The 26,597-nt window shown below is 75.5% G+C and carries 21 protein-coding genes; 10 read left to right on the top strand and 11 right to left on the bottom strand.

The window, feature by feature from the left end:
• Positions 1 to 170: 170 nt before the first annotated feature.
• The 7 genes from AC069X_RS03930 to AC069X_RS03900 all read left to right on the top strand — a co-directional run bounded on the left by AC069X_RS03930 (position 171) and on the right by AC069X_RS03900 (position 9,820).
• On the top strand, positions 171 to 1,325 hold the full coding sequence (locus AC069X_RS03930) for an ATP-binding protein (protein ID WP_478724768.1): 1,155 nt from the start codon (positions 171 to 173) through the stop codon (positions 1,323 to 1,325).
• Positions 1,322 to 4,855, top strand: a complete 3,534-nt coding sequence (locus AC069X_RS03925; protein ID WP_478724766.1) for a DUF5682 family protein — start codon at positions 1,322 to 1,324, stop codon at positions 4,853 to 4,855. The genes AC069X_RS03930 and AC069X_RS03925 overlap by 4 nt, the downstream gene beginning before the upstream one ends.
• Positions 4,852 to 6,786, top strand: a complete 1,935-nt coding sequence (locus tag AC069X_RS03920; protein ID WP_478724764.1) for a hypothetical protein — start codon at positions 4,852 to 4,854, stop codon at positions 6,784 to 6,786. Before AC069X_RS03925 ends, AC069X_RS03920 begins: the two co-directional genes overlap by 4 nt.
• 316 nt (positions 6,787 to 7,102) lie before the next feature.
• Positions 7,103 to 7,873, top strand: coding sequence for an HNH endonuclease family protein (locus tag AC069X_RS03915; RefSeq protein WP_478724762.1), 771 nt, complete (start codon positions 7,103 to 7,105; stop codon positions 7,871 to 7,873).
• Entirely contained in the window at positions 7,870 to 8,154 is a 285-nt protein-coding gene (locus tag AC069X_RS03910; protein ID WP_478724761.1) for a hypothetical protein, read from the top strand. Before AC069X_RS03915 ends, AC069X_RS03910 begins: the two co-directional genes overlap by 4 nt.
• Before the next feature lie 148 nt (positions 8,155 to 8,302).
• On the top strand, positions 8,303 to 8,710 hold the full coding sequence (locus AC069X_RS03905) for a rodlin (protein ID WP_478724759.1): 408 nt from the start codon (positions 8,303 to 8,305) through the stop codon (positions 8,708 to 8,710).
• Between the two features lie 189 nt (positions 8,711 to 8,899).
• Complete coding sequence (locus AC069X_RS03900) at positions 8,900 to 9,820, top strand: glycoside hydrolase family 19 protein (protein ID WP_478724757.1); 921 nt, start codon at positions 8,900 to 8,902, stop codon at positions 9,818 to 9,820.
• A gap of 51 nt (positions 9,821 to 9,871) precedes the next feature.
• Here the strand turns inward: AC069X_RS03900 and AC069X_RS03895 are convergent, their stop codons facing one another.
• From AC069X_RS03895 to AC069X_RS03885, 3 genes are all read right to left on the bottom strand, one after another.
• The gene (locus AC069X_RS03895) at positions 9,872 to 12,628 is read right to left on the bottom strand and encodes a helix-turn-helix transcriptional regulator (protein WP_478724755.1); all 2,757 of its coding nucleotides are present in this window, start codon (positions 12,626 to 12,628) and stop codon (positions 9,872 to 9,874) included.
• A gap of 236 nt (positions 12,629 to 12,864) precedes the next feature.
• Positions 12,865 to 14,637: a S8 family peptidase gene (locus AC069X_RS03890; RefSeq protein WP_478725113.1), complete on the bottom strand. Its 1,773-nt coding sequence runs from the start codon at positions 14,635 to 14,637 to the stop codon at positions 12,865 to 12,867.
• Positions 14,638 to 15,088: 451 nt separating this feature from the next.
• Complete coding sequence (locus AC069X_RS03885) at positions 15,089 to 15,823, bottom strand: DUF1838 family protein (protein ID WP_478724753.1); 735 nt, start codon at positions 15,821 to 15,823, stop codon at positions 15,089 to 15,091.
• A gap of 634 nt (positions 15,824 to 16,457) precedes the next feature.
• On the opposite strand from AC069X_RS03885, the gene AC069X_RS03880 reads away from it, so the two are divergent.
• From AC069X_RS03880 to AC069X_RS03870, 3 genes are all read left to right on the top strand, one after another.
• Positions 16,458 to 17,438, top strand: coding sequence for a DUF1996 domain-containing protein (locus tag AC069X_RS03880; protein ID WP_478724751.1), 981 nt, complete (start codon positions 16,458 to 16,460; stop codon positions 17,436 to 17,438).
• Positions 17,439 to 17,519: 81 nt separating this feature from the next.
• A complete protein-coding gene (locus AC069X_RS03875) occupies positions 17,520 to 18,122 on the top strand; it encodes a sigma-70 family RNA polymerase sigma factor (RefSeq protein WP_478724749.1) in 603 nt (200 codons plus the stop codon).
• On the top strand, positions 18,119 to 18,856 hold the full coding sequence (locus AC069X_RS03870) for a zf-HC2 domain-containing protein (RefSeq protein ID WP_478724747.1): 738 nt from the start codon (positions 18,119 to 18,121) through the stop codon (positions 18,854 to 18,856). Before AC069X_RS03875 ends, AC069X_RS03870 begins: the two co-directional genes overlap by 4 nt.
• Before the next feature lie 50 nt (positions 18,857 to 18,906).
• Here the strand turns inward: AC069X_RS03870 and AC069X_RS03865 are convergent, their stop codons facing one another.
• The 8 genes from AC069X_RS03865 to AC069X_RS03830 all read right to left on the bottom strand — a co-directional run bounded on the left by AC069X_RS03865 (position 18,907) and on the right by AC069X_RS03830 (position 26,460).
• Entirely contained in the window at positions 18,907 to 19,677 is a 771-nt protein-coding gene (locus tag AC069X_RS03865) for an alpha/beta hydrolase family protein (RefSeq protein ID WP_478724745.1), read from the bottom strand.
• A 521-nt stretch (positions 19,678 to 20,198) separates the two neighbouring features.
• Complete coding sequence (locus tag AC069X_RS03860; protein WP_478724743.1) at positions 20,199 to 20,930, bottom strand: DUF7873 family protein; 732 nt, start codon at positions 20,928 to 20,930, stop codon at positions 20,199 to 20,201.
• A 55-nt stretch (positions 20,931 to 20,985) separates the two neighbouring features.
• A complete protein-coding gene (locus AC069X_RS03855) occupies positions 20,986 to 22,224 on the bottom strand; it encodes a cytochrome P450 family protein (RefSeq protein WP_478724741.1) in 1,239 nt (412 codons plus the stop codon).
• Positions 22,221 to 23,450, bottom strand: coding sequence for a cytochrome P450 (locus tag AC069X_RS03850; protein WP_478724739.1), 1,230 nt, complete (start codon positions 23,448 to 23,450; stop codon positions 22,221 to 22,223). Before AC069X_RS03850 ends, AC069X_RS03855 begins: the two co-directional genes overlap by 4 nt.
• Positions 23,447 to 24,094, bottom strand: a complete 648-nt coding sequence (locus AC069X_RS03845) for a GTP-binding protein (protein ID WP_478724737.1) — start codon at positions 24,092 to 24,094, stop codon at positions 23,447 to 23,449. The genes AC069X_RS03850 and AC069X_RS03845 overlap by 4 nt, the downstream gene beginning before the upstream one ends.
• Positions 24,075 to 24,431: a DUF742 domain-containing protein gene (locus AC069X_RS03840; RefSeq protein ID WP_478724735.1), complete on the bottom strand. Its 357-nt coding sequence runs from the start codon at positions 24,429 to 24,431 to the stop codon at positions 24,075 to 24,077. The genes AC069X_RS03845 and AC069X_RS03840 overlap by 20 nt, the downstream gene beginning before the upstream one ends.
• Complete coding sequence (locus tag AC069X_RS03835) at positions 24,428 to 24,829, bottom strand: roadblock/LC7 domain-containing protein (RefSeq protein WP_361610367.1); 402 nt, start codon at positions 24,827 to 24,829, stop codon at positions 24,428 to 24,430. Before AC069X_RS03835 ends, AC069X_RS03840 begins: the two co-directional genes overlap by 4 nt.
• On the bottom strand, positions 24,826 to 26,460 hold the full coding sequence (locus tag AC069X_RS03830) for a sensor histidine kinase (RefSeq protein WP_478724732.1): 1,635 nt from the start codon (positions 26,458 to 26,460) through the stop codon (positions 24,826 to 24,828). The genes AC069X_RS03835 and AC069X_RS03830 overlap by 4 nt, the downstream gene beginning before the upstream one ends.
• Positions 26,461 to 26,597: the final 137 nt, after the last annotated feature.

The following is a 26,597-nucleotide window of genomic DNA, read 5'->3' as shown; positions in this document are numbered from 1 at the left end:
GGGCGCTGCCTGGTGCGACCGGACCCCGCTTGTCACGCCGTGCTGTCTCCCCCCCCCCCCCCCCCCCCCCCCCCCCGCCCCTCCCGATTCCTCCCCCGCCCCTCCCGATTCCTTCCCCGCCCCTCCCCTGTTCCTTTCTCCTGCTTCCACGAACCAGAGGACTCGTACCGATGACCGTCACCGAAACGTCCGCGCCCGCCCGGCAGGCCATGCCCGCCGAGGAGCGGTACGCCGCCGAACTCGCCTTCCTCGCCGCCCAGGACACCGGCCCCCGCCCGCCCGGCTGGGCCCTCACCCCCCGCGCGGTGGTCACCTTCGTGTGCGGCAGCGGGGGCGAGGAGCTGGCCCTGCCCAGGCGGCGCGCCGGACTGCCGTCGAAGCTGGTGATCGCCCCCAAGTTCGTCGGCGAACGCGCCCTGGTGGAGCGGTGCGTGGTGACCCTGGCCGGGGAGCGCGGGCTGCTGCTCACCGGTGAACCGGGCACCGCCAAGTCGATGCTGTCCGAGCTGCTGTCGGCCGCCGTGTGCGGCACCAGCGAGCTCACCGTGCAGGGCACCGCCGGCACCACCGAGGACGCCTTCCGCTACGGGTGGAACTACGCGCTGCTCCTGGCCCAGGGCCCCACCCCGCAGGCCCTCGTGGACTCCCCGGTGCTCTCCGCGATGCGGACGGGCCGGGTGGCGCGCGTCGAGGAGATCACCCGCTGCCTGCCCGAGGTGCAGGACGCGCTCGTGTCGATCCTGTCCGACCGCCGGGTCAGCGTGCCCGAACTGACCGCCACCGAGGACGCGGTGGTCTCCGCCGCCCCGGGCTTCACCGTCATCGCCACCGCCAACCTGCGCGACCGGGGCGTCTCGGAGATGTCCGCCGCCCTCAAGCGGCGCTTCAACTTCGAGACCGTCGGCCCGATCGCGGACCCCGACGCGGAGAGCGCGCTGATCCGGCGGCAGGCCGTCGCCGCCGTGGAGCGCGCCGGAGCGGCGTTCGGGGTGGACGACTCCGTCCTGGACGCGCTCGTCACCGTCTTCCGGGACCTGCGCTCGGGACGCAGCGCCGAGGGCTGGGACGTGGAGCGGCCCGGTACGGTCATGTCCACCGCCGAGGCCGTACAGGTGGCGGCCTCGCTCGGGGTCGCGGCCGCGTACCTGCCGGGCGGTGACGTGCTGGACCTGCTGCCCGGGCACCTGCTGGGCGTCGTGCGCAAGGACGATCCCGCCGACCACGGGCGGCTGCTGGGCTACTGGGACGGCCCGGTGCGGCGCCGCGCCGAGGACGGCTCCGCGATGTGGCGGCGCCTGTGGGACCTGCGCGGGAGCCTGCGTTGACGCTCACCGCCGAACCGCGGGCGGCGGTCGAGGAGCTGGCCGCCTGCCGCGCGCCGTACCTGCTGGGGGTGCGCCACCACAGCCCCGCCCTGGCGGCGGTGGTCCCGGCGCTGCTGGAGGCGGCGGACCCCGAGGTCGTCTGCGTGGAGCTGCCGGGCGAGTTCCAGCCGTGGCTGGAACACCTGGCCGACCCGGAGACCGTCGCGCCGGTCGCGCTGGCGGGGCTGGGGACCGACGGGCGCCTGGCGTTCTACCCGTTCGCGGACTTCTCCCCCGAGATGGCGGCGATCCGCTGGGCCCGCGGCCGGGGCGTGGAGGTCGTCTGCTGCGACCTCCCGCTCTCCGACCGGGGGTGGACCGCCGAGGCCGCGCCGACGGCCCCCGGCTCCGCCGGCAGCCGGTCCTATGCCGGGGCGCTCGCCGCTGCGGGCACCGGGCGCGAGGGCGACGACCTGTGGGACCGTGCCGTGGAGGTCATGGCCCCGGGCTGCTCCGCAGAGGCGGTACGCCGCGCCGCGCTCGGCGTCGGCTGGGCACTGCGGACGGACGCGGGCGGGGTCCCGGCGGTGGACCTGGCGCGGGAGGCCCACATGCGGGGCGTCCTCGCCGGGTTCGCGGGCCGCAGGGTCGCCGCCGTGATCGGCGCCTTCCACGCCCCCGCCCTGGTCCGGGGCGGGGACGCGGCGGCGGTCCCCGGCCCGGACACCGCCGGTGTCGGCGTCGGCGTCGGCGTCGGCGTCGGCGGGGCGGACGGTGCCGCCGACGGGGCGGTCGTCACCTCGTTCGTGGCGTACTCCCACGACCTGCTCGACTCCCGTTCCGGCTACCCGGCCGGGATCCGCGACCCGCTGTGGCAGCAGGCCGTGTTCGAAGCGGGCGGCGACCCGGTCCGGCTGCGGGAGGCCGCCTCGGCCGCCGTCACCGGGCTGTGCCGGGAGCTGCGCCGCGCGGGGCACACCGCCGGCACCGGGGAGGCAGCCGAGACGCTGCGGCTGGCCTGCGACCTCGCGGTGCTGCGCGGGCTGCCCGCCCCCGGCCGGGGCGAGCTGCTGGAGGCCGTCTCGACCGTGCTCGGGCAGGGCGAACCCCTGGGCCGGGGACGGGCGCTGGCCCGCGCCCTGGAGGCCGTGTTCGTCGGCACGGGCCGCGGCCGGACCACCCCGCACGCCCCGCGTTCCGGGCTCGGCCCCTCCGTGGAGGCGGAGCTGGTCGCGCTGCGGCTGCCGTGCCCCGGGGACCCGGAGCCGCGGGAGGTCCGGCTGGACCCCCTGCGCTCCGAGCTCGACGGGCGCCGGGAGGTGCTGCTGCGGCGGCTGCTGGTCTGCGGGGCCTCCTACGGGGAGCCCGTGGGCGTGGCCGGCACCGGCGACGGCACCGCCCTGGGGAGCAGGTGGCGGCTGTCCTGGACGCCGTCCGTCCCGGCCCGTCTGGACCTTGCGGGGGTCCGCGGCGTGACCGCCGCCCAGGCGGCCGCCGGGACGCTGCGTGACGTCGCGCGCCGCCAGGCGGCCGAAGGCGGCCCGACGGCGGCCCAGGTGCTGGCCGGGCTCGACGCGGCCGCGCGCTGCGACCTGCCCGCACTGGTCGGCGTACGACTGGAGGAGATGGCGGCCGTACTGCCGGACACCGCCACCGTGCCGGAGCTCCTGGAGGCCGTCGACCTGCTGGAGGGGCTGCGCCGCGGTCACCTGCCCGGCGCCCCGGACGGGGCGCGGGCCGTCGCGGACGAGCTCGTCGGCGACCTCCTGGACGCCGCGCTGCGGTCCCTGCCCGGCCTCGCCGGCAGCGACGACCCCGCCGACGCGGCTGCGCTGGTGGCCCTCGCCGACCGGGCCGCCGCCCGCCGGCTGGGGCTGCGCATGGACGCCGCCCTCGGCGAACTCGCCGCGAACGCGGGCCCGTTGATGCGGGGCGCGGCCCTGGCCGTACGGGTGCTGCTCGACCTGGACCCGGCGGCCGGGCTCGGTGCCCGCGCCGCCGCCTGGGTGGACGGCGCGGCCACCCCCGAGGCACGGCGGGCGCTGGCCCGCCGGCTCGCCGGGCTGCTCACCGCCGCCGGACCGCTGCTGGGCGCCTCGCCGGCCGCGCTCACCCCGCTGCTGGACAGGCTGGACTCGCTCACCGACGCGGCGTTCCTGGAGCGGCTGCCCGCGCTGCGCGCCGGGTTCGACGTGCTGGCGCCGGCCGCCCGGGAGCGGCTGCTGGACACCGTGACCGAGCGGCTCGGCGACCGGGTCGACCTCGCCCTGGACGCGCCCGCCGGGCTGCTCGCCCTGTGGGCCGCCGCCGACGCGGCCGGGCTCGCCGCGCTCAAGGCGCTTCCGCTGCCCGGGGGTTCGCCCGGGGCCGCCACCGTGGTGGACCAGGACGGCACCGAGGTGCCCGCTCCGTCCCGCGCGCTGCCGGACGGACGGCGGCTGGCCCCCGCCGACCGGTGGCGGCTGCTGCTGGGCCGGCAGCGCGACCGGCTCCCGGCCGGGGCACGCCCTTACGCCCGCGCGCTGGACGAGCTGTACGGGTCGGGGCGCGGGGAGGGTTCGGGGGACGTGGAACGCCCCGGCTCCGGTGGCGGGGACGAGGCGCCCTTCCCGACGGCCCGGGAGTGGTCGGCGGAGCTCGAGTCCCTGTTCGGCGCCGACGTGCGCGAGGAGGTGCTCGCCGACGCGGCGGGCGCCGGCCGCACCGACGTGCTGGCCCAGCTCGACCCGGCGGCGGTGCGCCCCTCCGTGGAACTGCTCGGCTCGGTGCTGTCGCTGGCCGGCGGCATGTCCGAAGCGCACCTGGCCCGGCTGCGGCCGCTGGTGCGGCGGCTCGTCGACGAGCTGGCCAAGGAGCTGGCCACCCGGCTGCGCCCGGCCCTCTCGGGCGTCGCCACCCCGCGTCCGACCCGCCGGCCCGGCGGCCCGCTCGACCTGGCGCGCACGCTGCGGGCCAACCTGGCGCACACCCGGCGCCTGGACGACGGCCGGGTGGTGGTCGTTCCGGAACGGCCGGTGTTCAGCACGCGGACGTCGAAGGAGGCGGACTGGCGGCTGATCCTGGTGGTGGACGTCTCCGGCTCGATGGAGGCGTCGGTCATCTGGTCGGCGCTGACGGCGGCGGTGCTGGGCGGGGTGCCGACCCTGTCCACGCACTTCCTGGCCTTCTCCACCCGGGTGGTGGACCTCAGCGGCCGTGTCGAGGATCCGCTCTCGCTGCTGCTGGAGGTCCGGGTCGGCGGCGGTACGCACATCGCGGCCGGGCTCGCGCACGCCCGTTCGCTGATCACGGTGCCGAGCCGCACCCTGGTCGTCGTGGTCAGCGACTTCGAGGAGGGCGCCCCGGTCGGCGGCCTGCTCGCGGAGGTCCGCGCGCTGGCCGCGTCCGGCGCCCATCTGCTGGGCTGCGCCGCGCTCGACGACAAGGGCGCGCCCCGCTATTCGGTGCCCGTCGCGCGGCAGCTCGTCGCGGCCGGGATGCCGGTGGCCGCGCTCAGCCCTCTCGCCCTCGCCCGCTGGGTGGGCGACCGACTCCGTGGGGAGCCCCGATGACCGACCCGCTGTTCCCTCCCGTCGCCGCCGAGGTGGTCGCGGACGCGGTGGAGAACCTGAGCGCCCGGCTGCGCAAGAAGCTGGACGCCGCGATCGAGGGCTGCGCCGCGGGTACGGGCGCGGAGGCCGGGCCGGACGGCGGTGTCACCGTCCGCTTCGGCGAGGACGCGGTGGTCACCCTGCGGCCGGGCCCGTCGGGGGTGGTCACGGAGCCCGGCCAGGCCGTCTGCGGCTGCCTGCTGGCCCCGCGCTGCCTGCACCGGGCGGCGGTCCTGGGGGCGGCGCCGCTGGCGGGTCCGGCGGAGGCCGGGGCCGGGGCCGGGCCGGAGGCCGGGGCCGGGGCCGGGCCGGAGGCCGGGGCCGGGGCCGGGGCGGAGTCCCCAGCCGGGTCCGCCGCCGGCGATGGCTCCGCGGGCGCGTCGGCCTCCGCCTCCGCCGCTGCCCCGGTGTCCGCGGCCGGGTCCGGGAGCGCGTCCGGGAGTGCGTCCGGGAGTGCGTCGCCGGGCGCGGACGTGGTACCCGACGAACCTCCGACGGAGGCTCAGGTCCGGGCCGGGGCCGCGCTGTGGGCGGTGTCGGCCGAGGCGCTGGCCGCCGGGGTCGTCGCGGCGGGCGCGGTGGTCCAGGCCGAACTGCTGCGGGCCGCGCACACCGCGCGCCTCGCCGGCCTGCCGCGTGCGGAGGCCGCCGCGCTGCGGGTGGTACGGGGACTGCGGTCCGCCCGCGAGCGCCACGCCGCCGCGCGGCTCACCGACCTGGCCGCCGCCTTCTCGGAGCTGCTGCGCACCTCCGCGCTGCTGGCGTCCGGGACGGGCGGTCCCGGGCTCACCGGAAGCGGGCGGCGCCCCTACGCGGACGGCGGCAGCCTGCGCGTCCACGGCCTGTGCCGGGAGCCCGTGCTGACCGCCACCGGCTACGGGGGCGTGGTCACCCACCTGCTGGGCGCGGACGGCTCCCGCTACACGCTCTCGGACGTCCGCCCCGGCGGGCTCGCCCGGGCGCGGGGCGCGGGGGCGGCGTCCGTGGCCCTCGGCGGGGCCGCCCTCGACCATGCGGGGCTGGCGCGCGGGGGGCTGCGCATCGCCGGGGCGACGGTCTCCGCCGACGGGCGGCTCGGCGCCGGGCGCGGGGTGCGCGCGGTGCCGGCGCCCGGGGTGGCCTGGGACGAGGAGCCGTCGGCCGCGCTGTTCGCCCGCCCGGCGGCCGAGGCGGTCCGGGAGCTGCTCGCGCCGGACGCCGAACCGGGCCTGCTGGGCTGCGACGTCCAGGTGGTCGGGGCGGCCGGGGAGCACCTGCTGGTGCGGGAGCTGCGCGCGGACGCCCCGCTGCTGCGGCTGCGTCCGGCGCACGGGCACCCCGAGCTGGCGCACACCGCCAACCTGCGCCGCCTGGCCGGGTGTCCGGGTCTGGCGGTGCGCGTGCTGGGCCGCCCCGACCCGGACCGGGCCGCCACCTTGAGCCCGCTCGCGGTGGGGCCGGTGCCCGGGGCGGCGTACACGCTGCGGCTGCCGCCGGAGTGGAAGGGCCGGGCCGACCTGGGCTACGACCGCCTCCAGGGCAGCCACTTCCCGGACGGCGGGGCCCCCGGGGAGGTGCCCGCCGCGGCGGCGGGGCCGGACCCGCTGGCCGACTCGCCGCTGTGGCGGGTGCGCCGGCTGCTGGAGACGGCGGTCGCGGGCGGGCGCAGGGCGGTGGCGGAGTCCGCCCGGGGTCCGGAGCCGCTGACGGCGTACGGTCCGCTGCGCCGGGCCGGCTTCGGGACGGCGGCCGATCTGGCCGGCTCGCTCGTCGCCGAGGCCGACCGCCGCCCCCGGGACGCCTTCGGCCGGCTCACCGAAGCCACGTCGGAGGGCTACGCCTGGGCATGGCTGGCGGCGTCCGCGCACCTGGAGGCGGCGCACCGCTCCCTGGTGGCCGCCTCCTGGGCCTGACCCGTTCCCGGCGCCGGCCGCCCTCCCCGTCCAGCACGTCCGGCGGACGCACTCGACGGGGAGGATGCCCCTCACGGACCCGCCGGCCGGCCGTACCGGGGGCGCCGGTCCGTCCCGCCGTCGCCGTCTCCGTCGTCACGGGAGGCTCCCGTCACCGCCGGGACCGGCACAGGCGCAGCGTCCGCCGTTCGCAGGCCACTTCGCATCAGGTCGCCCACGCGAGAAGCCGAATCCGGGGCCCGGTGCGTGGTTGGTTGTCCGGTTATGGGTAGTCTTCCCGGGTCAGTTCGCGGAGCGTCTCATCCGGGGTGGGGTCATGAATCGTCACGCAGGTGTACGCGGCGGGGTGGTGGCGCTGGCGCTGCTGCTCGGTGTGAGCGGGTGCGGCGGAAAGGCGGACTCCGGGGACGGCAAACCAGCGGGGAAGCCGACGGGCGCGGGCCCCTCCGCGCAGGCGTCGCCCCCCGCGTCCTCCCCGTCGGCGCCCTCCCCCTCCGCCCCGGCGGGTGACGCCAAGCCCTCCTCCGGGGACGTGTTGCCCGGCATGGTCGGCGCGGCCGTCGCCCGGACCCAGCTCGCCGCGCTGACCACCGGGAAGCCCGCCACCATGGCCGGGTACAGCCGCGACAAGTTCACGCACTGGGCCGAGCAGGGCGCCAAGTGCGACACCCGCGAGACCGTCCTGGAGCGGGACGGGGCCGGCGTCACCCGGGACTCCGAGTGCCGCGCCCCGTCGGGCACCTGGAAGAGCCTGTACGACGGGGTCACGGTCAACGAGGCCGCCAAGCTGGACATCGACCACATGGTGCCGCTGGCGGAGGCCTGGCGGTCCGGCGCCTCCGGGTGGGACGCCGCGAAGCGCAAGGCCTTCGCGAACGATCTGACGCGGCCGCAGCTGCTGGCGGTCTCCGCCTCGTCCAACCGCTCCAAGGGCGACCAGAGTCCCGACCTGTGGCAGCCGCCGGACACGTCGAGCTGGTGCCAGTACGGGCGGGCCTGGACCACCGTCAAGTCCCACTACGGTCTGACCGTCACCGACGCCGAAAGGGCCATGCTCACCACCATGATCGACACCTGCGCCCCATGACCGCCCCGACCGCCCCCCGGCAGTGGCGGGACGAGGTCCTCGCCGGCCCCGGCGGCGCCATGACCGACGAGGTCGGCGTCATCACGGGCCCGCTCACGCTGCGCACCACCGGCGGCCCGGACGGCGAGGTCCGCTTCGAGATCCAGTACACGGACGCGGACGAGTGGTACACGCTCACCGGCAGCCCCGTGGCCCACGGCGACCCGTACGCCCTCCACACGGCCGCGCTGCGCGCGGTCCGCGCCGGCGGCGGGGCCGTGGCCCCGGCGCCGGACGCCTGAGGCGGGACGGGCCGCGGGCCGGGCCCGGCGGTCCCCGGCCCGGGGCAACGCTGGGCCGCACGGGTGACCGGCGATAACCCGCGGAACCGGAGGCAGTTGATCAGGTCGTTCCGCCGGGGACAGCACATGCGACAGAAGGATCCACACGATGCTCAAGAAGTTCATGGCCACCGCCGCGGTCACCGCCTCCGTCCTGGGGACGGGCGCCCTCGCAGCCTCCCCGGCGATGGCGATCGGCAACGACAACGGGATCAACACGGTCAACGGCAACAACTCGGAGCAGATCTACGGCAACCAGGAGACCGGGGGCGACATGAGCCCGCAGCTCTCCGCGATCCAGGGCTCGCTGAACAAGCTCTGCGTCGGCCTGCCGGCCAAGGTCAACCTCCAGTCGATCCTGCTGATCAACGTCGGCGTCCAGGACATCCCGATCGCCTCCAACCCGCAGAACCAGCAGTGCGCGGAGAACTCCGCGCAGGCCAAGGGCGACGAGACGCTCTCGCACCTCGTGGAGAACATCCCGGTCCTGTCCGGCAACCTCTCGGCCGGCAGCTGACCCAGCGGCCCCGGAGCGGCGTGGCGGTCAGGCCGTCACGCCGCTCCGGCACGTCCGGCCCCCACCACCCCCGACACGTAACGGCTTTGGTCTAGACCTTGACAGGTCCAGACCACCTTCGGTTCAGTGGCGGTAGTCGTCGCACCCCCACACCCCTGCGACGAATCCCCCCACTCCAGGAGCAGTTACGTGATACGCACGCTACGCCGCCGCGCCCTCTCCCTCGCCGCTGCCGCCGCCGCGACCCTCGGTCTCGCCGTCGCCCTGCCCTCCTCCCCCGCCGCCGCGGCCCCCGCCTGCGCCGGGGCCTGGAGCTCCTCCGCCGTCTACACCGGCGGCATGAACGCCTCGTACGGCGGCCACAACTGGCAGGCCAAGTGGTGGACCCAGGGCGAGACGCCCGGCACCACCGGACAGTGGGGCGTCTGGTCGGACCAGGGCGTCTGCGGCGGCGGGGGCCAGGACCCCGACCCGGGCACCGGCAACCCGTCCGGCTTCGTGGTCAGCGAGGCCCAGTTCAACCAGATGTTCCCGAACCGGAACCCCTTCTACACCTACAACGGCCTGGTCGCGGCGCTCTCCGCGTACCCCGGCTTCGCCCACACCGGTGACGACACCGTCAAGCGCCGCGAGGCGGCCGCCTTCCTCGCGAACGTCTCGCACGAGACGGGCGGGCTGGTGCACATAGTGGAGCAGAACACCGCCAACTACCCGCACTACTGCGACGCCTCCCAGCCCTACGGCTGCCCCGCCGGCCAGGCCGCGTACTACGGCCGCGGCCCGATCCAGCTCAGCTGGAACTTCAACTACAAGGCGGCGGGCGACGCCCTCGGCATCAACCTGCTCGCCGACCCGTACCTGGTGGAGCGGGACCCGGCCATCGCGATGAAGACGGCGCTCTGGTACTGGAACACGCAGAACGGCCCCGGCACCATGACCGCGCACGCGGCCATGGTCAACGGCGCGGGCTTCGGCGAGACGATCCGCTCCATCAACGGCGCCCTGGAGTGCAACGGCGGCAACCCGGCTCAGGTGCAGAGCCGGGTGAGCAAGTACCAGAGCTTCACCCAGCTGCTGGGCGTCACCCCGGGGAACAACCTGAGCTGCTGAGACGGCGGGAGGCCCGGTCCGGGCGCCCAGCCGGAGCGCCTCGGCCGCCCCTCAGTGGCCGCGCAGCGCCGTGGCCAGCTGGGCACGGGAGCGGACGTCCAGCTTCTGGTAGATCCGGGTGAGCCGGGCCTCCACCGTCTTCACGCTCAGGAAGAGCTTCGCCGCCGCCTCCTGGTTGCTGGCTCCCCCGCCGACGAGGAGCGCGAGCCGTGCCTCCGCCTCGGTGAGGGCCGCCACCCCGGGGTGGGGGGCACAGGTCTCGGGGGCGTTCTCCCGGGCCAGCTCCAGCCAGGGCCCGGCTCCGGCGGCCTCGAACAGCTCGGCCGCGGCGCGCAGGGCGGCCCGGGCGGGAGCGCGGCGGCGGCGCCGGCGTTCCACCCGGGCCAGAGCGAGGAGCGTGCGGCCGTGTTCGAGGGGCAGTCCGAGGGCGCGGAAGCGCTCGGCGGTGGTCTCCAGCAGGGCGACGGCCTGCTCCGGTTCGCCCCCCGCGGACAGGCACAGCCCGCGGGCCCGGTCGAGGGCCGCGAGGACGGTGGTCCGGCCGAGGGCCCGTGCCACCGGCGTGACCCGGTCGAGCAGGGCGGCGGCCTCGGCGGGGGCGTCGGCGGCCACCAGTGCCTCGGCGAGCTCCCCGTGCCAGCGCAGGACGGAGGGGTCCACCACCTGCTGGGCCTCCTCGAGCGCGGCGACCCGGCTCAGGGTCGCCACCGCCTTCGCGGCCTCGCCGGTGGCCAGTTCCACGGTGCCGAGCGCGTACAGGCCCCGGGACAGGAAGACCTGGTCGCCCTCCTCCTCAGAGGCCCGGATGCCCCGGCGGGCGTAGGCGGCGGCCCGGGCGAAGCTGCCGCCGGCGGCCTCGGCGCTGGCGGCGACGTACCAGGCCGGGCCGGGTGAGAGGCCCGCTTCGAGGGTGAGCTCCAGGGCCCGGCGGGCGTGGGCCGCGCCCCGCACGCAGCGGCCCCGGCGCAGTTCGGCCTCGGTCATGCTGCGCAGTACCTCGAAGACGTCCTCGGCCGAGCCGGTGCGCTGGACGGCGGGGAGCAGGACGAGGAGCTGGCGGCGGGCGTCGGCGAGCCGGTCGTCGAAGAGGGCGTGGCGGACGGCGAGGAACTGGGGGGCGTTGCGCATGCCGAGGGGGACCTCGGGGGCGGGCAGGGCGAGGGCCTCGGCCAGGATCTCCTCGGCGTCGGGGTCGCCGAGGATGCGGCCCATCCGGGCGCGGACCGTCAGGGCCATGGCTTCGGCGACCTGGTCCCCGCCGGCCTTGGCGAGTGCGCCGGCCTGGGCGGCGGCGTCGCGGGAGCGGACGGGGTCGCCGTCGCCGATGTTGTGCTTCCAGGCGATCCGCAGCAGTACGGCGGCCTGCAGCGAGGGGTCCCCGGCGGCGTCGGCCACGGCGTGGGCGATGGTCTCGTCGAGGTCGGCGAGGGCCTGCCCGGCGGCGTCGATCACCGCCAGCCGGGCCCGTACCCGCTGGGCGGGCGAGGCGTCGCGGGCGAGGACGGCGCGGGTGGCGCGGCGGGCGAGGTCGGCGCGGCCGGCCCAGCCCGCGTCCTCGGCGGCGCCGACGAGGCGGGCGAGCTCCTCCTGCGGCAGGGCGGCGGGGGTGCGTTCGGCGGCGAGCAGCCCGAGCTCGGCGGCCAGGGCCCGCTGGCCCCGGCGGCGGCAGGCGTCGGCGGCCCGGGTGATCTCGGCGGCGAGCTCCGCGTCGGGGGTGTCGACGGCGAGCGCGCGGTGGCGTACGGCCTGGACGGGGTCGTCCACGGCGGCGGCGAGCGCGGCGTGCCCGGCGGCCCGCTCGGGCCAGCCGGCGTCGGCGGCGAGGGCGGCCGGCAGGGCGCCGGCGGCGAAGGCGACGGCGCCGTCCTCGCCGACGGTGACCAGCCCGGCCCGTTCGGCCTGCACGAGTTCCGCCTCCGCGTCGCGGCGTCCGGCCCGGCGGAGCACGGCGGTGGTCGGCCGGGCGGCGAGGGCGGCGAGCAGCAGGGTCGGGCGGACCCGGCCGGGGGCGGCGGCGAGGAGCCGGCGGGCCACCTCCCGGGCCTGGCCGGTGAGGGGGAGGGTGTCGGCGTGGTGGGCGCCGCCGCCCTGGCCGGCGGCGGCCTCGGCGAGGGAGTGGCCCAGGGCCAGGGCGAGGCGCGGGTTGCCGCCGCTGGCCTGGTGGATGCGGCCGGCGAGGCGGGCGGGCAGGCCGTGGCGCAGCAGGAGTTCGGCGACCTCGTCGGCGCCGAGGGCGGGGACGTGGATGACCGGGGTGCCGGGGCCGCAGAGGGGTTCGGCGACGGGGGCGCCCTGGACGCATTCGGCGGCGAGGACCCGTACGCGCGGCGGGGTCAGGCGCAGCACGAAGCGGAGCAGGTCGGTGCTCTCGGGGTCGAGCCACTGGGCGTTGTCGAGGACGAGCAGGACCGGGCCGGGGACTGCGAGGGTGCGCAGCACTTCGACGACGGCCAGGCGCAGGGCGACGTGGTCGCGGCCGGCGCGGGGGGCGTCGGCCTCGCGGCGGAGCAGGGCGATGGCGGTGCGCTGGGGTCCGGCGAGGCGGTCGAGGGCGGTGCGGGGGACGGAGGCGAGGAGGGCCGCGGCGGCGGCCTCGGGTATCTCCCGGTCGGCGGCCTCGGGGGCGAGGCGCAGGACGGTCTCGCGCCGCCGGGCGGCGGCGGCCTCGACGGCGCGCGCCACCTCGGTCTTGCCCGAGCCGGCGCAGCCCGTGAGGACGGCGCGGCCGTGCGCGGTCAGCGCACGGTCGACCGCCTCGATGAGTGCACCGTGTCCGACGTTGGTGTCAGCGTTCCCCGTCGCCGCCACGCACAGCCACCAGCCTTTCGCGCCCCTGTTCTGTGCCCTTCCTGTGAGACGCGACAATACGAGGTCAGCCCCCCGACGGACCCGGATTGTGACGCAGAATTCAGTCAGGCGACAGGAAAGCGCCGCGGGCCTGCCGGTACGGGAGGTACCGGCAGACCCGCGCACTGGATTGGTCCGTACCATCGGTCCGTCAGGGCGGAGTTGGGGGGCTCCGCCGGGACCGGTGCGGACCGGGGTCAGAAGCCGAGGCTCCAGGAGTCGATCTTGCCGGTGTCGCCGCCGGCGTTGTCGTTGACGCGCAGCTTCCAGGTGCCGTTCGCGACCTCGGAGGAGGCGTTGACGGTGTAGGTCTGGTTGATGTTGTCGGTGCTGCCGCCGGCCCGGTTGTGGACCGTGTAGACGCTGCCGTCGGGCGCGACCAGGTCGACCTTCAGGTCGCCGATGTAGGTGTGCGCGATGTTCACGCCGACCTTGAGGGTGGCCGGGGCGTTGCCGGTCACGCCGGAGACGGTGATCGGGCTCTCGACCGTGGTGTTGTCACCGATGGCGAAGTCGGCGGTGTTCTCGAAGGCCGGGGTGGGCTGCGTCGAGGTCACCGCGTTGACGGTGGCGGTGGCGTCCGCGAGGCCGGTGCCGCAGCCGCCGGTGCAGGTGCCGGCCAGCGGGCGGGCGTTGGTCTTGATCGCCGACTCGATCTGCGCCGGGGTCAGCGAGGGCTTGGCCGCGACGAGGAGGGCGGCGAGGCCCGCGACGTGCGGGGCGGCCATGCTGGTGCCCTGGTACGGCTTGTAGATCTCCGCGCCGGGGGTGGTGGTGCCGGCGTTCAGCGTCGAGAGGATGCCGTTCTCGGGGGTGGTGACGGTGCCGGGCGTGTCGGTGGCGCGGCGGGTCTCACCGCCCGGGGCGGCGACGTCGATGACCGCGCCGTAGTTGGAGTAGAAGGAGCGGTCGCCGGTGCGGTTGCTGGCGGCCACGTTGATCACGTTGTTGCAGCTCGCGGGCGAGAAGTTGGCCGCGTCCGCGTTGCTGTTGCCGGCGGCGACCACGACGGTGGTGCCGCGGGCGACGGCCGCGTTGATGGCGTTCTGGTAGCTCGCGGTGCAGGCGCCGGAGCCGCCGAGGCTCATGTTGATGACCTTGGCGGGGGTGGCGTTCGCCGGGACGCCCGCGACGGTGCCGCCGGAGGCCCAGGTGATGGCGTCGACGATGTCCGAGGTGGCGCCGCCGCACTTGCCGAGCACGCGGACGGGCTGGATCTTGGCGTTGTAGGCGATGCCCGCGACGCCCTTGGAGTTGTTGGTCGCGGCGGCGATGGTGCCCGCGACGTGGGTGCCGTGCCAGGAGGAGTCGCTGGCCTTGGAGCCGGTGCCGCACTCGCCGGCCGCGCTCCAGTCGCCCTGGTCGGCGGGGTTGTTGTCGCGGCCGTTGCCGTCGCGGGCGGCGGAGGAGCTGCTGATGAAGTCGTAGCCGGCGACCGTGTTGGCGGCCAGGTCGGAGTGGGCCACGGAGCCGGTGTCGATCACGGCGACGGTGACGCCGGAACCGGTGGTCTTGTCCCAGGCGGCGGGCACGTTCATGCCGGCGGTGGGCTCGAAGAGGTCCCACTGCTTGGCGTACTCGGTGTCGTTCGGGGTGGCCATCGCGTAGGCGCGGGAGTCCGGCTCGACGTAGGCGACGTCCGGGTCGGCGCGGAACTGGTCGATCAGGGCGGCGGCGTCGGCCGGGGCGGTCGCACCGCCGAGGTTGACGAGGGCCGCGCCGGTGCCGAGACGGCGGTCGAAGGTGGCCTTCTTGCCGGCCTTCTTGCCCTTGGCGGTGGCGTCGTTCGCGGCCGCGTCGTTGGAACTGGCCTCGGAGGCCGAGGTCTTGTAGCCGACGATCAGGTTCTCGACCGGGGCGGCGGCCGGGCTGGCGGGGGCGGCGGCGGCCGGGAGGGTCGAGGCCGGGTCGTTCGCGGGGGTCACGGCCACCGCGGCCGTGGCGGAGCCGGCGAGCAGGGTGACGGACATGGCCACGACGGATATGAGCCGACGTCTGGGTGCGTGCACGTTGTTCCCCTTTACGGGCCGTTCCCGGGCATGCCGGAGCGGCCGGTCGGTGCAGTGTGGGAGGTGGAACCGGCGGAAGCGGGGCCTGGGCGGGCTGGTCGCACCCTCCCCGGCCGCCGCCGCGCGCCACGTCGCCCGGCCGCAACGGCGGGGCTGGGCGACGGCGTACCCGGCGATCAGCGCGTCCTCGGTCGCTTCACACCATGTGGGGTTGGTGCGGGGCCGCCCGGAACGCGGAAGATCGCCGGTGGGCAGACAGTAGGCAACACGGAGGTGAACCCGATACGGGGAAAACCCTTGTCCGGACCCTGGGGCCCCTCCCCCTCCCCGGGGGTTACCGGGGGTCGGCCCGGGCCCGCCCCCGCATCGGGGCCGACGGGGGCCCGCGAGGGCAGGGGGGAGGGCGAGGGGGTCAGCGGGGGTTGAGCCGGCGGAAGGTGGTCCAGCTGGACTCGTTGGGCTCGGCCCACTTCTCCGGGGCTCCGGCGAACTCCGGGCGGTGCGCGGCGATGTACGCGCGGGTGCGCTCGGGCACCTCGGCGTAGGAGCCGAGCTTGACGCCCCGGCAGTGGAAGGTGAGGCCACCGGGGCGTTGTCCCTGTTCCATCCAGGGGAGCCAGGGGGACATCCGGGTCCACGACATGGTCGCGGGGACGCCCGGCGCGTCGCCGGCGAGGGCGGCGGCGGAGGTGAAGAACTGGAAGAGCTCCAGTGCCCGGTAGGTGTCGTCGGCGGAGTTCAGCGGGTAGTCGGCGACGGGGAGCGGGGAGGGGTAGGCGAGCGGGATCTCCAGGCTGAAGCAGACCTGGTCGCCCAGCTCGGTGCGCGGGACGGGGAAGGGCCGCCACCGCTGGTTGGCGGGGTCGTTCCAGACGTGGACCACGGGCTTCCCCTGCCAGGTCTCCAGGATTTCCCGACTGGCGGGGTCGAGGTAGAAGGCGGCCTCGCGGGAGAGCATCCGGTAGCCGCCGCCCTCCTCGTCGGCCTCCAGCCGGGCGGCGTTGAGGCCCTCGAAGCCGAAGAGGCGGCGGTAGGGCTCGCCGGGGGCCCAGGAATGGATGTCGCCGGTCCACCAGAAGACGGTCTCCGCGCCGTCGAGCGAGGCGCGGGTGCGGGCGAAGGCGCGCAGGAGCTCTTCCGGTGTCATACGGAGAACTCTCGCTGGCGTCTCCACGGCCGGACAAGCACCGGACGGGCCAACCTGGCGGGGGTACGCGGCCGGAACACCCGGCCCGGAACCCGGACCGGACGCCACGACCAGGACACACCGCCCGAAGCGGACGCCGGGACCGGGCCCGCAGCGGACGCCGGCGCGGTGAACCGGGACCGGGATCCGGACCGGGGCCGGGATCCGGGCGGGTGACGTGGCCGGGTGTTCCGGCCGCCCGCCCGGACCGGGACCGGGATACGGACCGGGACCGGGCGACGGGGCCGGGACCGGGCGACGGGGCCGGGACCGGGCGACGGGGCCGGGACCGGGCGACGGGGCCGGGACCGGGCGACGGGGCCGGGCCCACAGCGCGGCCGGGACCGGGACACGGGCGGGTGACGGGGCCGGGCCGACAGCCCGGCCAGGACCGGGATACGGCCGGGGCGGGCCGGGATACGGGCCGGGGCCCGGGCGGGTGACGGGGGCCGCACCGGCGCCTCCGAGCCGGACCGCCACGGCCCGGGCTACGGCCGCTGAGCAGGGAACGGCGGCACACCTCCGAACGCGCGGCAGCGCCCTGGTGCGGACGCCCGGTTGACGGCCCGGCGCGCCACCGACGACCGTGACCGTCATGGGGAACGGAAACCGCCTGCTGGCGCTGCTCGTCTGCCTGGTGCTGGGCGCCGGGCTGGCCGCCGCCGTGCTGGGTGCCTCACGGGCGGCCGGGACGCGGCACGCCGACGTCGTCGGCGACCGCGTGGACATCGGCCGGGTCCCGCCCGGTCCCGCCCCGCCCCCGGCCGGGCCCGACGCCTCCGCCGGCACCGTGACGGTGGACTGCGGGCGCAACGAGGAGGGCCACTGGAACGAGGACAACCTGGTGGTCTCGCCCGGCCTGCGGGCGGGCGCCCACCACACCCACGCGTACGTGGGGAACCTGTCGACGGACGCCCTGTCCACCGACGCCTCACTGGCCGCCGCCGCCACGAGCTGCGTCGGCGGCGACCGTTCCTCGTACTACTGGCCCGTCCTGCGGCGCACCGACCGGCCGGGCGGCCGGCCCCACGAGGGCGCGGCCGGGCACGGCAACACCGGCGAGATCCTGCCCGAGGCCTCGGTGCGCGTGGAGTTCCGGGGCAGTCCGGCCGGCAAGGTGGTGCCGATGCCCCGCTTCCTGCGCGCGATGACCGGGGACGCGGTGGCGTACACGGCGGGGACGGACGCCGGGGTCCGGGCCCGCTGGGGCTGTTCGGGCTCGCCCGGCCGCTCCACGACGAGCTACCCGCGCTGCCCGGCCGGCGATCTGGTGACCCGTACGCTCGTCTTCCCCGCCTGCTGGAACGGGCTGGACGAGGCCGCCGCCGACCACCGCTCGCACCTCGCCTTCCCGTCCGCCCAAGGCGTGTGCCCGGCGGGCACGTTCCCGGTGCCCGAGCTGCGGCTCACGCTGGCCTACGCGGTGCCGCCGGACGTCCCGATCGCCCTCGACTCCTTCCCGGAGCAGCGGCACAGCCCCCGGACGGACCACGCCATGTTCGTGGACGTCATGACCGAGGAGCGCATGGGAGAGCTGGTCGCCTGCCTCAACGAGGGCCGCACCTGCCGCTGGTGAGTGACGCAGGTCACATGAACCGCCGGGGCTCGGAGGGCGTGTACCGACCGCACGAAGCGACAGAGGCGGACGGAGAGCTGTATGCCCGGACCACTGTGGCCCCGCAACCGGCGGGGCTCGACCGACGAGGCGCTGATCAGGGCGGTGTACGAGGAGCACGGCAACGCCCTGCTCGCCTACGCCACCCGGCTGACCGGGGACCGGGCCGCCGCCGAGGACGTCGTCCAGGAGACACTGATCCGGGCCTGGCGGCATTCCGAGGTCCTGGTCAACGGGAAGGGTTCGGTGCGCGGATGGCTGCTGACCGTGACCCGGAACATCATCACGGACCGGTACCGGGCCAAGGCCGCCCGGCCTCCCGAGGTGTCCGGCTCGGCGGCCGCTCCCCCCGTCGAGGGGGACCACGCGGACGCGGTGGTGGACGCCATGACGGTGCTGGGCGCGCTGGACCGGCTGTCGCCGGAACACCGGGACGTCCTGACGGAGTTGTACTACCGCCAGCACAGCGTCGCCGAGGCGGCCGACCGGCTCGGCATCCCCGCGGGGACGGTCAAGTCGCGCTCGCACTACGCGCTGAAGGCCCTGCGCGAGGTGTTCGGGGACGGTGCCGCTGACGGCATGAGGAGGAGAGGAACCGGCCGGCCGCCCCAGCAGCCCGGCGGACTGCGGGAGGTGGTGGCGTGAACCGGCAGCGGCACGAGGAGGAAGTGGAGCAGCTCGGCCCGTACGTGCTGGGCGTCCTCGGCGAGGAGGAGGTACGGCGCGTCGAGGAGCACCTCGGCGACTGCGTGCGGTGCCGGGAGGAGGTGGCCGCGTTGCGGGAGATGGAGAGGGTGCTCGGAGAGGTGCCGGAGGAGGCCTTCCTCGACGGGCCTCCGCAGGGCGGTGACCTGATGCTCCAGCGGACCCTGCGGCAGGTGCGCGGGGAGCGGGCGGCGGCCGCGCGGTGGCGGACCGGCCTGGTGGGTCTGGCGGCGGCCGCCTCGCTGGCGGCCGTGTTCTGGGCCGGGGCCCGGGTGGGCGCGGACGAGGGGAGCACGGGGGCCCTGCCCCCGCCCCCGCCGCCGGCCCCGTCCGCTCCGGTGACGCCCTCGCCGCCGGTGGCGGGGACCCGGGTGGCTTCCGCGACGGATCCGGGGACGGGCGCGCGGATGACCGTACAGCTGACGCCGGCGCCCAAGTGGGTGCGGCTGCACGCGGCGGTGACCGGGGTGCCCGCGGGCGAGCGGTGCAGGCTGGTGGTGGTCTCCCGGGACGGTACCCGCACCACGGCCGGCGGCTGGGTGGTCGGCACGGCGGAGCACGGCGAGGGCAAGGGGGCTGCCCTGGACGGCTCCGCGGCCGTGGACCCGTCGGAGGTCAGGGAGGTCCTGGTGGTGAACGAGGCGGGCCGGACCTTCGTGTCCGTCCCGGTGTAGCCGCCGCGGAGTGCGGTACGGGGATCCGCGCGGGTCCCCGTACCGGCTCCTCACGGGTTGTGGAAGCGGACCTCGGGGGCGTCGGCGGACGGTCCGTCCAGGTCCGGCGCGGGCCGCCCCTTGAGGTGCTTGTCGAAGAAGGACGCGACGTAGCGGCGGGTCAGCTCGACGGTGCGGTGTCCGTCGAGGGGCGCCCCGGGGTGGGGCAGGCCGAGCCGGTCGCGGATGACGGGGAAGTCGGTGGGCCCGAAGTGGTCGGTGCCGTCGACGGTGATCCAGCGCTTCCAGCCGCCGAGGTAGGGCCACGCCTTCGTCCAGTCGCCGTTGTGGTGACCCCCGGGCACGCTGGCGGCGGCGCCGAACAGCAGGACGGGGCGGTCGCCGGTCCCGGCCGCCGCACCGGGGTCGGGCAGACCGCCGTCCATGTCGACGCCCGCGCGGATCCGCTGGTCGGCGGCCATGGCCGGCAGGATGGCGGCCCCGCCGATGGAGTGGCCGCCCATCGCGATGCGGTGCCGGTCGATGAGGCCGGCGTGGCGCCAGGCCGGGTGGCGGCCGGTGAGGCGGTCCAGGAGGAAGGAGACGTCCTGGGCCCGGACCTCGGTGACGGCCCGGTGGCCGCCCGGTGCCTCGGCCGGTTCGCAGGCCAGGCAGGTGAGGATCCGGTTGCCGGGGAAGGCGGTGGCGTCGCTCTCGTAGGCGTGGTCGACGGCGGCCACGACGTAGCCCCGGGAGGCCAGGTCCTCGGCGAGCGAGGTGAGGGTGGCGCGCGGGACGGTGAAGCCGGGCGAGAGGACGACCAGCGGGTGAGTGCCCTGCACGGGGCGGGCGCCGACGCGGCCCCTCGTCGGCTCACAGGCTGAACCGGCGTCCCCCTGTGGTCGCAGCGGCATGCACCGGAAGTCGTACGGGCCCCAGGCATAAGCGAGTTGGGGAACTCCGGGGTTCCGGGGAAAACGTGACGGGGCCCGGGAACATGTCCAGTTCCCGGGCCCCTGCTTGCCACCCAATTGCGCACACCGGCGGCGTTTAAGAGCGGGGATCATTCTGAGGCCGACGTGTTCTACCTTTGAACTACCGCGCCACGCAGAGGCGCAGAGGGGACTTGAACCCCCATCCGTCGGTGATCGTCCCTGCTCGGTCGATCCGGTGTTCGGCGGCGAATGCTGAGACTGGAGCGATAATCTGAGATTCACGGGGCCGCCTCTACCGGCTTGGGCCACCCCGGCACGTGTGCCGGGGGAGGGATTCGAACCCCCAACCGCACCCCTGTGTCAGCTTCAACGTCAGTTTCAGCTTGCGCTCTCGCGCACCCCCTGTCGCGCAGGGGGCGTTCTCGGGGCTACCTGAACAGGTAGCCGAACACCGCGTCGCCGACCCGCTGGTCGGTGACCTCGGTGCCGTTGGCCTCCTCGCGGGCGAACTTCACCGCCTGCTGGAGCCGTTCGACCCGGTCGAGGAGCTCGTTGACCCGGCGGGCCGGCAGGGCTCCGGAGAACTTCACGGTGGTCCAGTAGCCCACCGCGACGTCCTCGTAGTACACCTCCACCTGCGCCGGGTGCTTCTCCGTGGCCTCGGCCTTGACGTGGTTGCGCGGCACCTTCTTGGTGCGGATGGTGCGCACCGGGTCCGTCTTCCAGGCGTCCGTGGAGGGGTCCTGGGTCCAGGACTCCGAGGCGTCGAGGACGGGCAGCTTGCGCACGAACGTGTTCAGGTCGGTCAGCTGCTTCTCGAGGAAGAGCAGATAGGGCACCGGAACCTGGGCGAGCAGCACGCTGCCGTCGACGACCACGTCCGCGGCGGCAGTGCGGTTCGCCCAGTCCTTGGTGGCCGTCACGTCGAAGAGCCGCGTCAGGGTGTCCGCCGTCGCCCTCAGGACGTCCTCCGCCTTCACCTGGACGCGGGTGGACTCGGGCGGCAGTTGCTCGCCCTCCTCGTCCTTGGGCTGGTACGTACGCGAGATGCCGGCCAGCAGGGCGGGCTTCTGCACGTCGTGGTGAGCCTGCGAAAGCTCCTGGAGGGACTTGGACTTGACGCCCTTTTCGACTGCGATGATCTGATTCAGCTTCGGCACGCGATCAACCTAACAACGACTCCGGTACGACGACCATTTCTTTTCCGCGCGGCCCCTATCCGTGCAGCTTCACGGGGAGGTCGTACAGGTCGTTCTGGGTGAGGACCGGCTTGTTGCGCAGTTCCGCGCGGGTGACGGCCAGGGTGAGGGCGGGGAAGCGGGCGTAGAGGGCCGGGAGGGCGACGAGGGCCTCCAGGCGGGAGAGCGCGGCGCCGGGGCAGACGTGGGGGCCGTGTCCGAAGGCGATGTGCCGGTTGGGGGTGCGGGTGACGTCGAACCGCTCCGCGTTCCCGCCGTGCTGGGCCTCGTCTCGGCCGAGGGCGCCGAAGGACACGATCAGCCCCTCGCCCGCGGGCAGGATCCGGTCGCCGACCTCGATGTCCTCGGTGGCGAAGCGGATCAGGACGTGCGAGGTGGGGGTGGACCAGCGGAGGGTCTCCTCGATGACGTTCTCCCAGGGCACCTCCCCCTTGAGGACGAGCGCCCGCTGCTCGGGGTGGGTCTCCAGGGCGACGACGGCGTTGACGATCAGGCTGATGGTGGTCTCGTGCCCGGCGGCGACCATCAGCTGGAGGGTGTTGGTGATCTCCTCGGTGCTGAGGTGGTCGCCGTCCTCGGAGGCCGCGATGAGCGCGCTGGTGAGGTCGTCCCCGGGGTTGGCGCGCTTGGACTCGACGATCCGGGAGAAGAGGGCACCGAGGTCCGCCATCATCTGCGGGACTTCCTCGGGAAGGGTCTGGGTGGAGAAGAACTTCTCGAAGAGGGCCTTCAGGCGCGGGTGTTCGGCGGGGTCGACGCCCATCAGCTCGCTGATGACGTTCATCGGCAGCGGGTAGGCGAAGTGCGCCTTCAGGTCGACGGTCTCACCGGCCGGGAGGGCGGCCAGCGCGTCGAGCGAGCGGGCCGTGAGGGCCTCGATGCCGGCGCGGAGCTTCTCCACCCGGCGGGCGGTGAGCGCCTGCGCCACGAGGGTGCGCAGGCGGCGGTGCTCGTCGCCGTCGACGGTGAGCATCGAGCGGCCGGGGTTGGCGAGGCCTATGAGGGGCCAGTCCAGGGGGATCTCGCCGCGCTGCCAGGCGCCCCACACGTTGATGTCCTTGACGACGCGGGGGTCGGTGAGGAGCTTGCGGGCCTCGGCGTGGTGGGTGACGGCGTACACTGCGACGCCGCCGGGGAGGACGACGCGGGCCAGCGGGCCGGCGGCGCGCAGCGCGGCGCTCTCGGCGTCGAGGTCGGTGACGAAGGGGTCGAGGGTGAGGGGGGCCGGTCCGGTGTGGTCGATCGGGCAGGTCACGGGGTGGCTCCAAGCGCGGGGGTCGGGGTGTAGGTCACGGGGAGGGCGGTGAGGCCGCGCAGCCAGGGCGAGGGCCGCCGGGTGAGTTCGGCGGCCGGCCCGGCGAGGTCGACGTCCGGGAGCCGGTCGAGGAGGACCTCGATGCCGGTCCGGGCGATGGCCTCGGCGACCTCCTGGGCCGGGAAGGGGCAGCGGTGTTCGCCGTGGCCGAAGGAGAAGAAGGCGTTGTTCCCGCCGGTGAGGGCGCTCGCGTCGGCGCGTACGTGCGGGTCCGCGTTGGCGGCGGCCAGGCCCAGGAGGACCAGGTCGCCGCGGCCGATGCGACGGCCGCCGAGGTGGGTGTCCCGGGTGGTCCAGCGGCCGGCGACGTTCTGGGTCGGGGTGTCCTCCCAGAGCACTTCGTTCATGGCTTCGCCGACGCTGTGCCGGCCGCCCGCCAGGGAGGCGGCGAAGCGGTCGTCGGTGAGCATCAGGCGCAGTGAGTTGCCGATCCAGTCGGCGGTGGGCTGGTGGCCGGCGGCCATCATCACCATGAGGTCCTGGGCGATCTCGTCGACGGTGAACCCGGCGGTGTTGGCCAGCATCCGCGAGGCCACGTCGGGGCCGGGTTCGGCGGCCTTGGCGGCGAGCAGCGCGTACATGGATTCGGCGAGGTGGCGCTGGCCGTCGAGGGCGCCCTCCCGGCCGTTGATCATGTCGTTCATGGCGGTGACGAGGCCGGGGCCCTGCTCGTCGGAGAAGCCGTAGATGCGGGCGAGGACGCGCAGGGGCAGGAGCATGGCGTACTCGCCGACGATGTCGCAGCTGCCCTTTCCGCAGAGCCCGTCGATGAGTTCGTCGGCGAAGCGTTCGGCGTGGCCCTTGAGTTCGAAGGGGTCGACGGATTCCAGCGCGTCGGAGATGACGGCGGCGCGTTCGCGGTGGCGTTCGCCGACGGTGTAGAGGATGGACGGCTGCTTGCGGCCGATCATCGGGAGCAGCGGCCAGTCGGCCGGGATGCTGTCCCACTGGTTCCAGAGGTCGGAGTCGCGGGAGAAGAGCTGGGGGTCGCTGGTGACCTGGTGCAGTTCGCGGTAGCCGAGGACCAGCCAGGCCGGGACGTCCCCGTCGAGGACGACCGGGGCGACGGGGCCGTGGTCGCGGCGCATCTCCCGGTACAGCTCGGCGGGGTCGCTCTGGAAGCGGGGGCCGCCGAGGTAGACGGGCTGTGGCTCGGGGGTGGTCACGGGGTGGGCTCCGGGATGGTGTGCGGGACGACGGCCGGCCGGTCGGGCCGGTGGCTGTGGAGGTGCTGGAGGTGCTCGACAAGGGAGATGAGCACCTGCTTGCTGGATTCGCGGGAGCGCGCGTCGCAGAACAGCAGGGGCACGTCGGGCGGGAGGTCGAGGGCGCCGCGGATCTGCTCGGGGGTGTGGGCGGGCCCGCCGAAGTCGTTGCAGGCGACGACGAAGGGCGTGCCGTGGTGTTCGAGGCGGTCGATGGCGTACCAGGAGTCGGCGAGCCGGCGGGTGTCGACGAGGACGACCGCGCCGAGGGTGCCGGAGAAGAGCCGGTCCCACAGGAACCAGAACCGCTCCTGGCCGGGGGCGCCGAACAGGTAGAGCACGTTGTGGGCGTCGAGGGTGATGCGGCCGAAGTCGAAGGCGACGGTGGTGGAGGACTTGGTGCCGACGCCGTGGGTGTCGTCGACCGCCTCGCCCGCCTTGGTCATCGTCTCCTCGGTGTTCAGCGGGCGGATCTCGCTGACCGAGCGGACCATGGTGGTCTTGCCCACGCCGAAGCCGCCCACGATCACGATCTTGAGGCCGTTGTCGGCGGTGCTGCTGAGGGCCGGCCGGGGCTCGCCCGGGTCAGAGGTTGCGGAGTCCAACGAGCACCTGCTCCAGGATGTCGGGGTCGGGAAGGCGGTACGTCGCGACGCGCGGGTGCCGGGCGCTGATGCGCCCGGCTGCGAGGAGGTCGGCGAGGAGGATCCGCACGATCGAGATGGGCAGGCCCAGTTCGGCCGCGACCTCCACCACCGCCGTCGGGAAGCGGCACATGCGCAGGATCGCCGCGTGCTCGGACTGGAGGCCGGGCACCGGGTCGCATTCGGCGACGATGAGGGTCACCAGGTCGAAGGCGTCGCTGCCGGAGCTGCTGCGGCCGCCGGTGAGGGTGTACAGCCGGTCCGGGGAGTCGTCCCGGCCCGGCCTGACGCGGCTCATCCCCGGGGCCGGGCGATCAGATGCTCGCTCAGCTGTTCCACCAGCTCGGACATGTTGTGGCCGACGAGGCCCGCGTCGGCGTCCTCGGCGGCGACGAGCGCGAGGTGCGCGCCCTCGCCGGCCTCGACGATGAAGAGGATCCCGCCGTAGAACTCGGCCATGGCGGAGCGGACTCCGCCGGTGCCGTCGCCGAACTCGATCGACGCCCCGTGGGACAGGCTCTGGATCCCGGCGGAGATCGCGGCGAGCTGGTCGGCCTGGTCGACGGACAGCTCGGGGGTGCGGCACAGCTTGAGGCCGTCGCGGGAGAGCACGAGGGCGTGCCGGGCGCCGGGGGTGCGCTCCAGGAGTCCTTCCAGGAGCCAGCTGAGCGTCTCGTCGGTGGTGGAGCCGGTCATGGGGTGTCGTTGCCTTCCGGGTGCGGGGGGTTCGTGGGCTGCTGCTGCGCCGGGGCCGCGTTGCCGCGTACGGCCTGGCTGAAGCTGCCGAAGCGGGCGGCGGACCGGGACGCCCCGCCGGGGGCGGCCTGGGTACGGGCCGCCTCGCTCGCGGCGTCGGGCGCGGGCCCGTGCTGGGACTGGGCGGCGGCCAGGGTCCGGCCGCGCCGCCGCTGGGGCAGTCCGCTCTCGCCGAGCACCGGGGTCGTGCCGGTGGTCTCGGAGTCGCCGGGTTCCACGGCGGTGTCGTGGACGGGCTCCGCCTCGGTCCGCGGGGCGGGTGCGGCGGCTCCGGGGTCCGTGGCGGGTACGGGTACGGGTGCGGGCGCCGGTGCGCGGCCGGGTGCGGGCGCGGGGGCGGGCTCCGGGGCCGTCAGGAGGGCCGGGGCGGGCACGGGTTCGGCCGGGGCGTGGCTGATGAGCTCTTCCGGGATCATCATCAGCGCGCCGGTGCCGCCGCGCGCGGAGGGGCGGAAGGAGACGGTCAGCCCGTGCTTGCGGGCGAGCCGGCCGACGACGGCGAGGCCGAGGCGGGTGCCGGAGAGCCCGGCGAGGTCCAGGGAGTCGGCGGTGACGGCCTGTTCGGCGCGGCGCAGCTGGACGTCGCTCATGACGAGGCCGCTGTCCTCGACGGTGATGATGACCCCGGCCGGCACCTCTTCCACGTACACGTGGACCTCGGCGGTGGGCGGTGAGAAGTTGGCGGCGTTGTCGAGGAGTTCGGCGAGGGCGTGCATGACGCCCTCGGCCGCGTGCCCGGCGACGGCGGCCTCGCTGGTGGAGTGCAGGCGGACCCGCTGGTAGCCGCCGATGCGGCCCATGGCGCCGCGCAGGATGGACTCCATGACGATGGGTCTGGCCCAGCGGCGGCCGGAACGCGCTCCGGTGAGGACGGCGATGGAGTCGGCGAGGCGGCCGGCCTGGGCGGTGCGGTGGTCGAGGTGGAGCAGGTCGCCGAGGACCTCCTCGTCGGCGTGCTTGTGCTCCATCTCCCGCAGGTCGGCCAGCATTCCGGTGGCGAGGGCCTGCATCCGGCCGGCCGCGTTGGCGGCGGCGGCCATGGCGGCGGCCCGGCCCGACCGGGCGCGGCGCAGTTCCTCGCCGAGGCGCTCGCGGGTGGCCAGCTGGGCGGCGGTGATCCGGTCGAGTTCGCCGGAGTGGGCGGTGACGAGGCGGTCGAGCTCGGCCGCGTGGGCGGTGGCGAGGTGGTGCAGTTCGGCAGCGTGGGCCGTCATCAGGTGCTCCACCTCGGCGGCGTGCTCCGTGGTGATGCGGGTGCGTTCGGCGGTGCGCGCGGCGGCGTCACGGGCGCCGTCGGCGGTCAGCCGGGCGATGTACCCGTCGCGGGCGGCGACTTCCCCGGCGAGGTGGGAGACCCGGCCGCGCAGCTGCCGGGCGGAGCGCGCCCACCAGGTGACGGCTCCGGCGGAGACGGCGAGCAGCAGCGAGCCGGAGAAGGAGTACCAGGCGAGGGGGGCTTGGACGGCCGTCGGGGCCGCGGCCACCGCCGCCGTGGACAGGGCCCCCGAGGCGGCTGCCGTGACCAGCAGGGCGAGCGCGGAGGGGCGGAGGGGGGAGGGCGACGCCGTCATCAATCAAAGCCTCAAACCGGGCGTAAATGGAAGAGAGGGTTCCTGTGGCAACGAGGCACAACTATAAGAGGATTGTTGATCGTTTAGGAAAGGTCTCGTTAAACATTACGTTGAGTAGTGCCCACTTAGGATCCTTC

The organism is Streptomyces sp. NPDC043896 (assembly GCF_056435605.1).
This window is presented reverse-complemented; position numbering and strand designations above follow the sequence as displayed.

Excerpts from the sequence above, each read along its gene's own strand:
- AC069X_RS03840 (WP_478724735.1), bottom strand. The coding sequence starts at position 24,431 with ATGAGCCGCGTCAGGCCGGGCCGGGACGACTCCCCGGACCGGCTGTAC.
- AC069X_RS03910 (WP_478724761.1), top strand. The coding sequence starts at position 7,870 with ATGACCGCCCCGACCGCCCCCCGGCAGTGGCGGGACGAGGTCCTCGCC.
- AC069X_RS03875 (WP_478724749.1), top strand. The coding sequence starts at position 17,520 with ATGCCCGGACCACTGTGGCCCCGCAACCGGCGGGGCTCGACCGACGAG.
- AC069X_RS03890 (WP_478725113.1), bottom strand. The coding sequence starts at position 14,637 with ATGTCCGTCACCCTGCTCGCCGGCTCCGCCACGGCCGCGGTGGCCGTG.
- AC069X_RS03885 (WP_478724753.1), bottom strand. The coding sequence starts at position 15,823 with ATGACACCGGAAGAGCTCCTGCGCGCCTTCGCCCGCACCCGCGCCTCG.
- AC069X_RS03830 (WP_478724732.1), bottom strand. The coding sequence starts at position 26,460 with ATGACGGCGTCGCCCTCCCCCCTCCGCCCCTCCGCGCTCGCCCTGCTG.
- AC069X_RS03920 (WP_478724764.1), top strand. The coding sequence starts at position 4,852 with ATGACCGACCCGCTGTTCCCTCCCGTCGCCGCCGAGGTGGTCGCGGAC.
- AC069X_RS03915 (WP_478724762.1), top strand. The coding sequence starts at position 7,103 with ATGAATCGTCACGCAGGTGTACGCGGCGGGGTGGTGGCGCTGGCGCTG.
- AC069X_RS03905 (WP_478724759.1), top strand. The coding sequence starts at position 8,303 with ATGCTCAAGAAGTTCATGGCCACCGCCGCGGTCACCGCCTCCGTCCTG.
- AC069X_RS03880 (WP_478724751.1), top strand. The coding sequence starts at position 16,458 with ATGGGGAACGGAAACCGCCTGCTGGCGCTGCTCGTCTGCCTGGTGCTG.
- AC069X_RS03835 (WP_361610367.1), bottom strand. The coding sequence starts at position 24,829 with ATGACCGGCTCCACCACCGACGAGACGCTCAGCTGGCTCCTGGAAGGA.
- AC069X_RS03930 (WP_478724768.1), top strand. The coding sequence starts at position 171 with ATGACCGTCACCGAAACGTCCGCGCCCGCCCGGCAGGCCATGCCCGCC.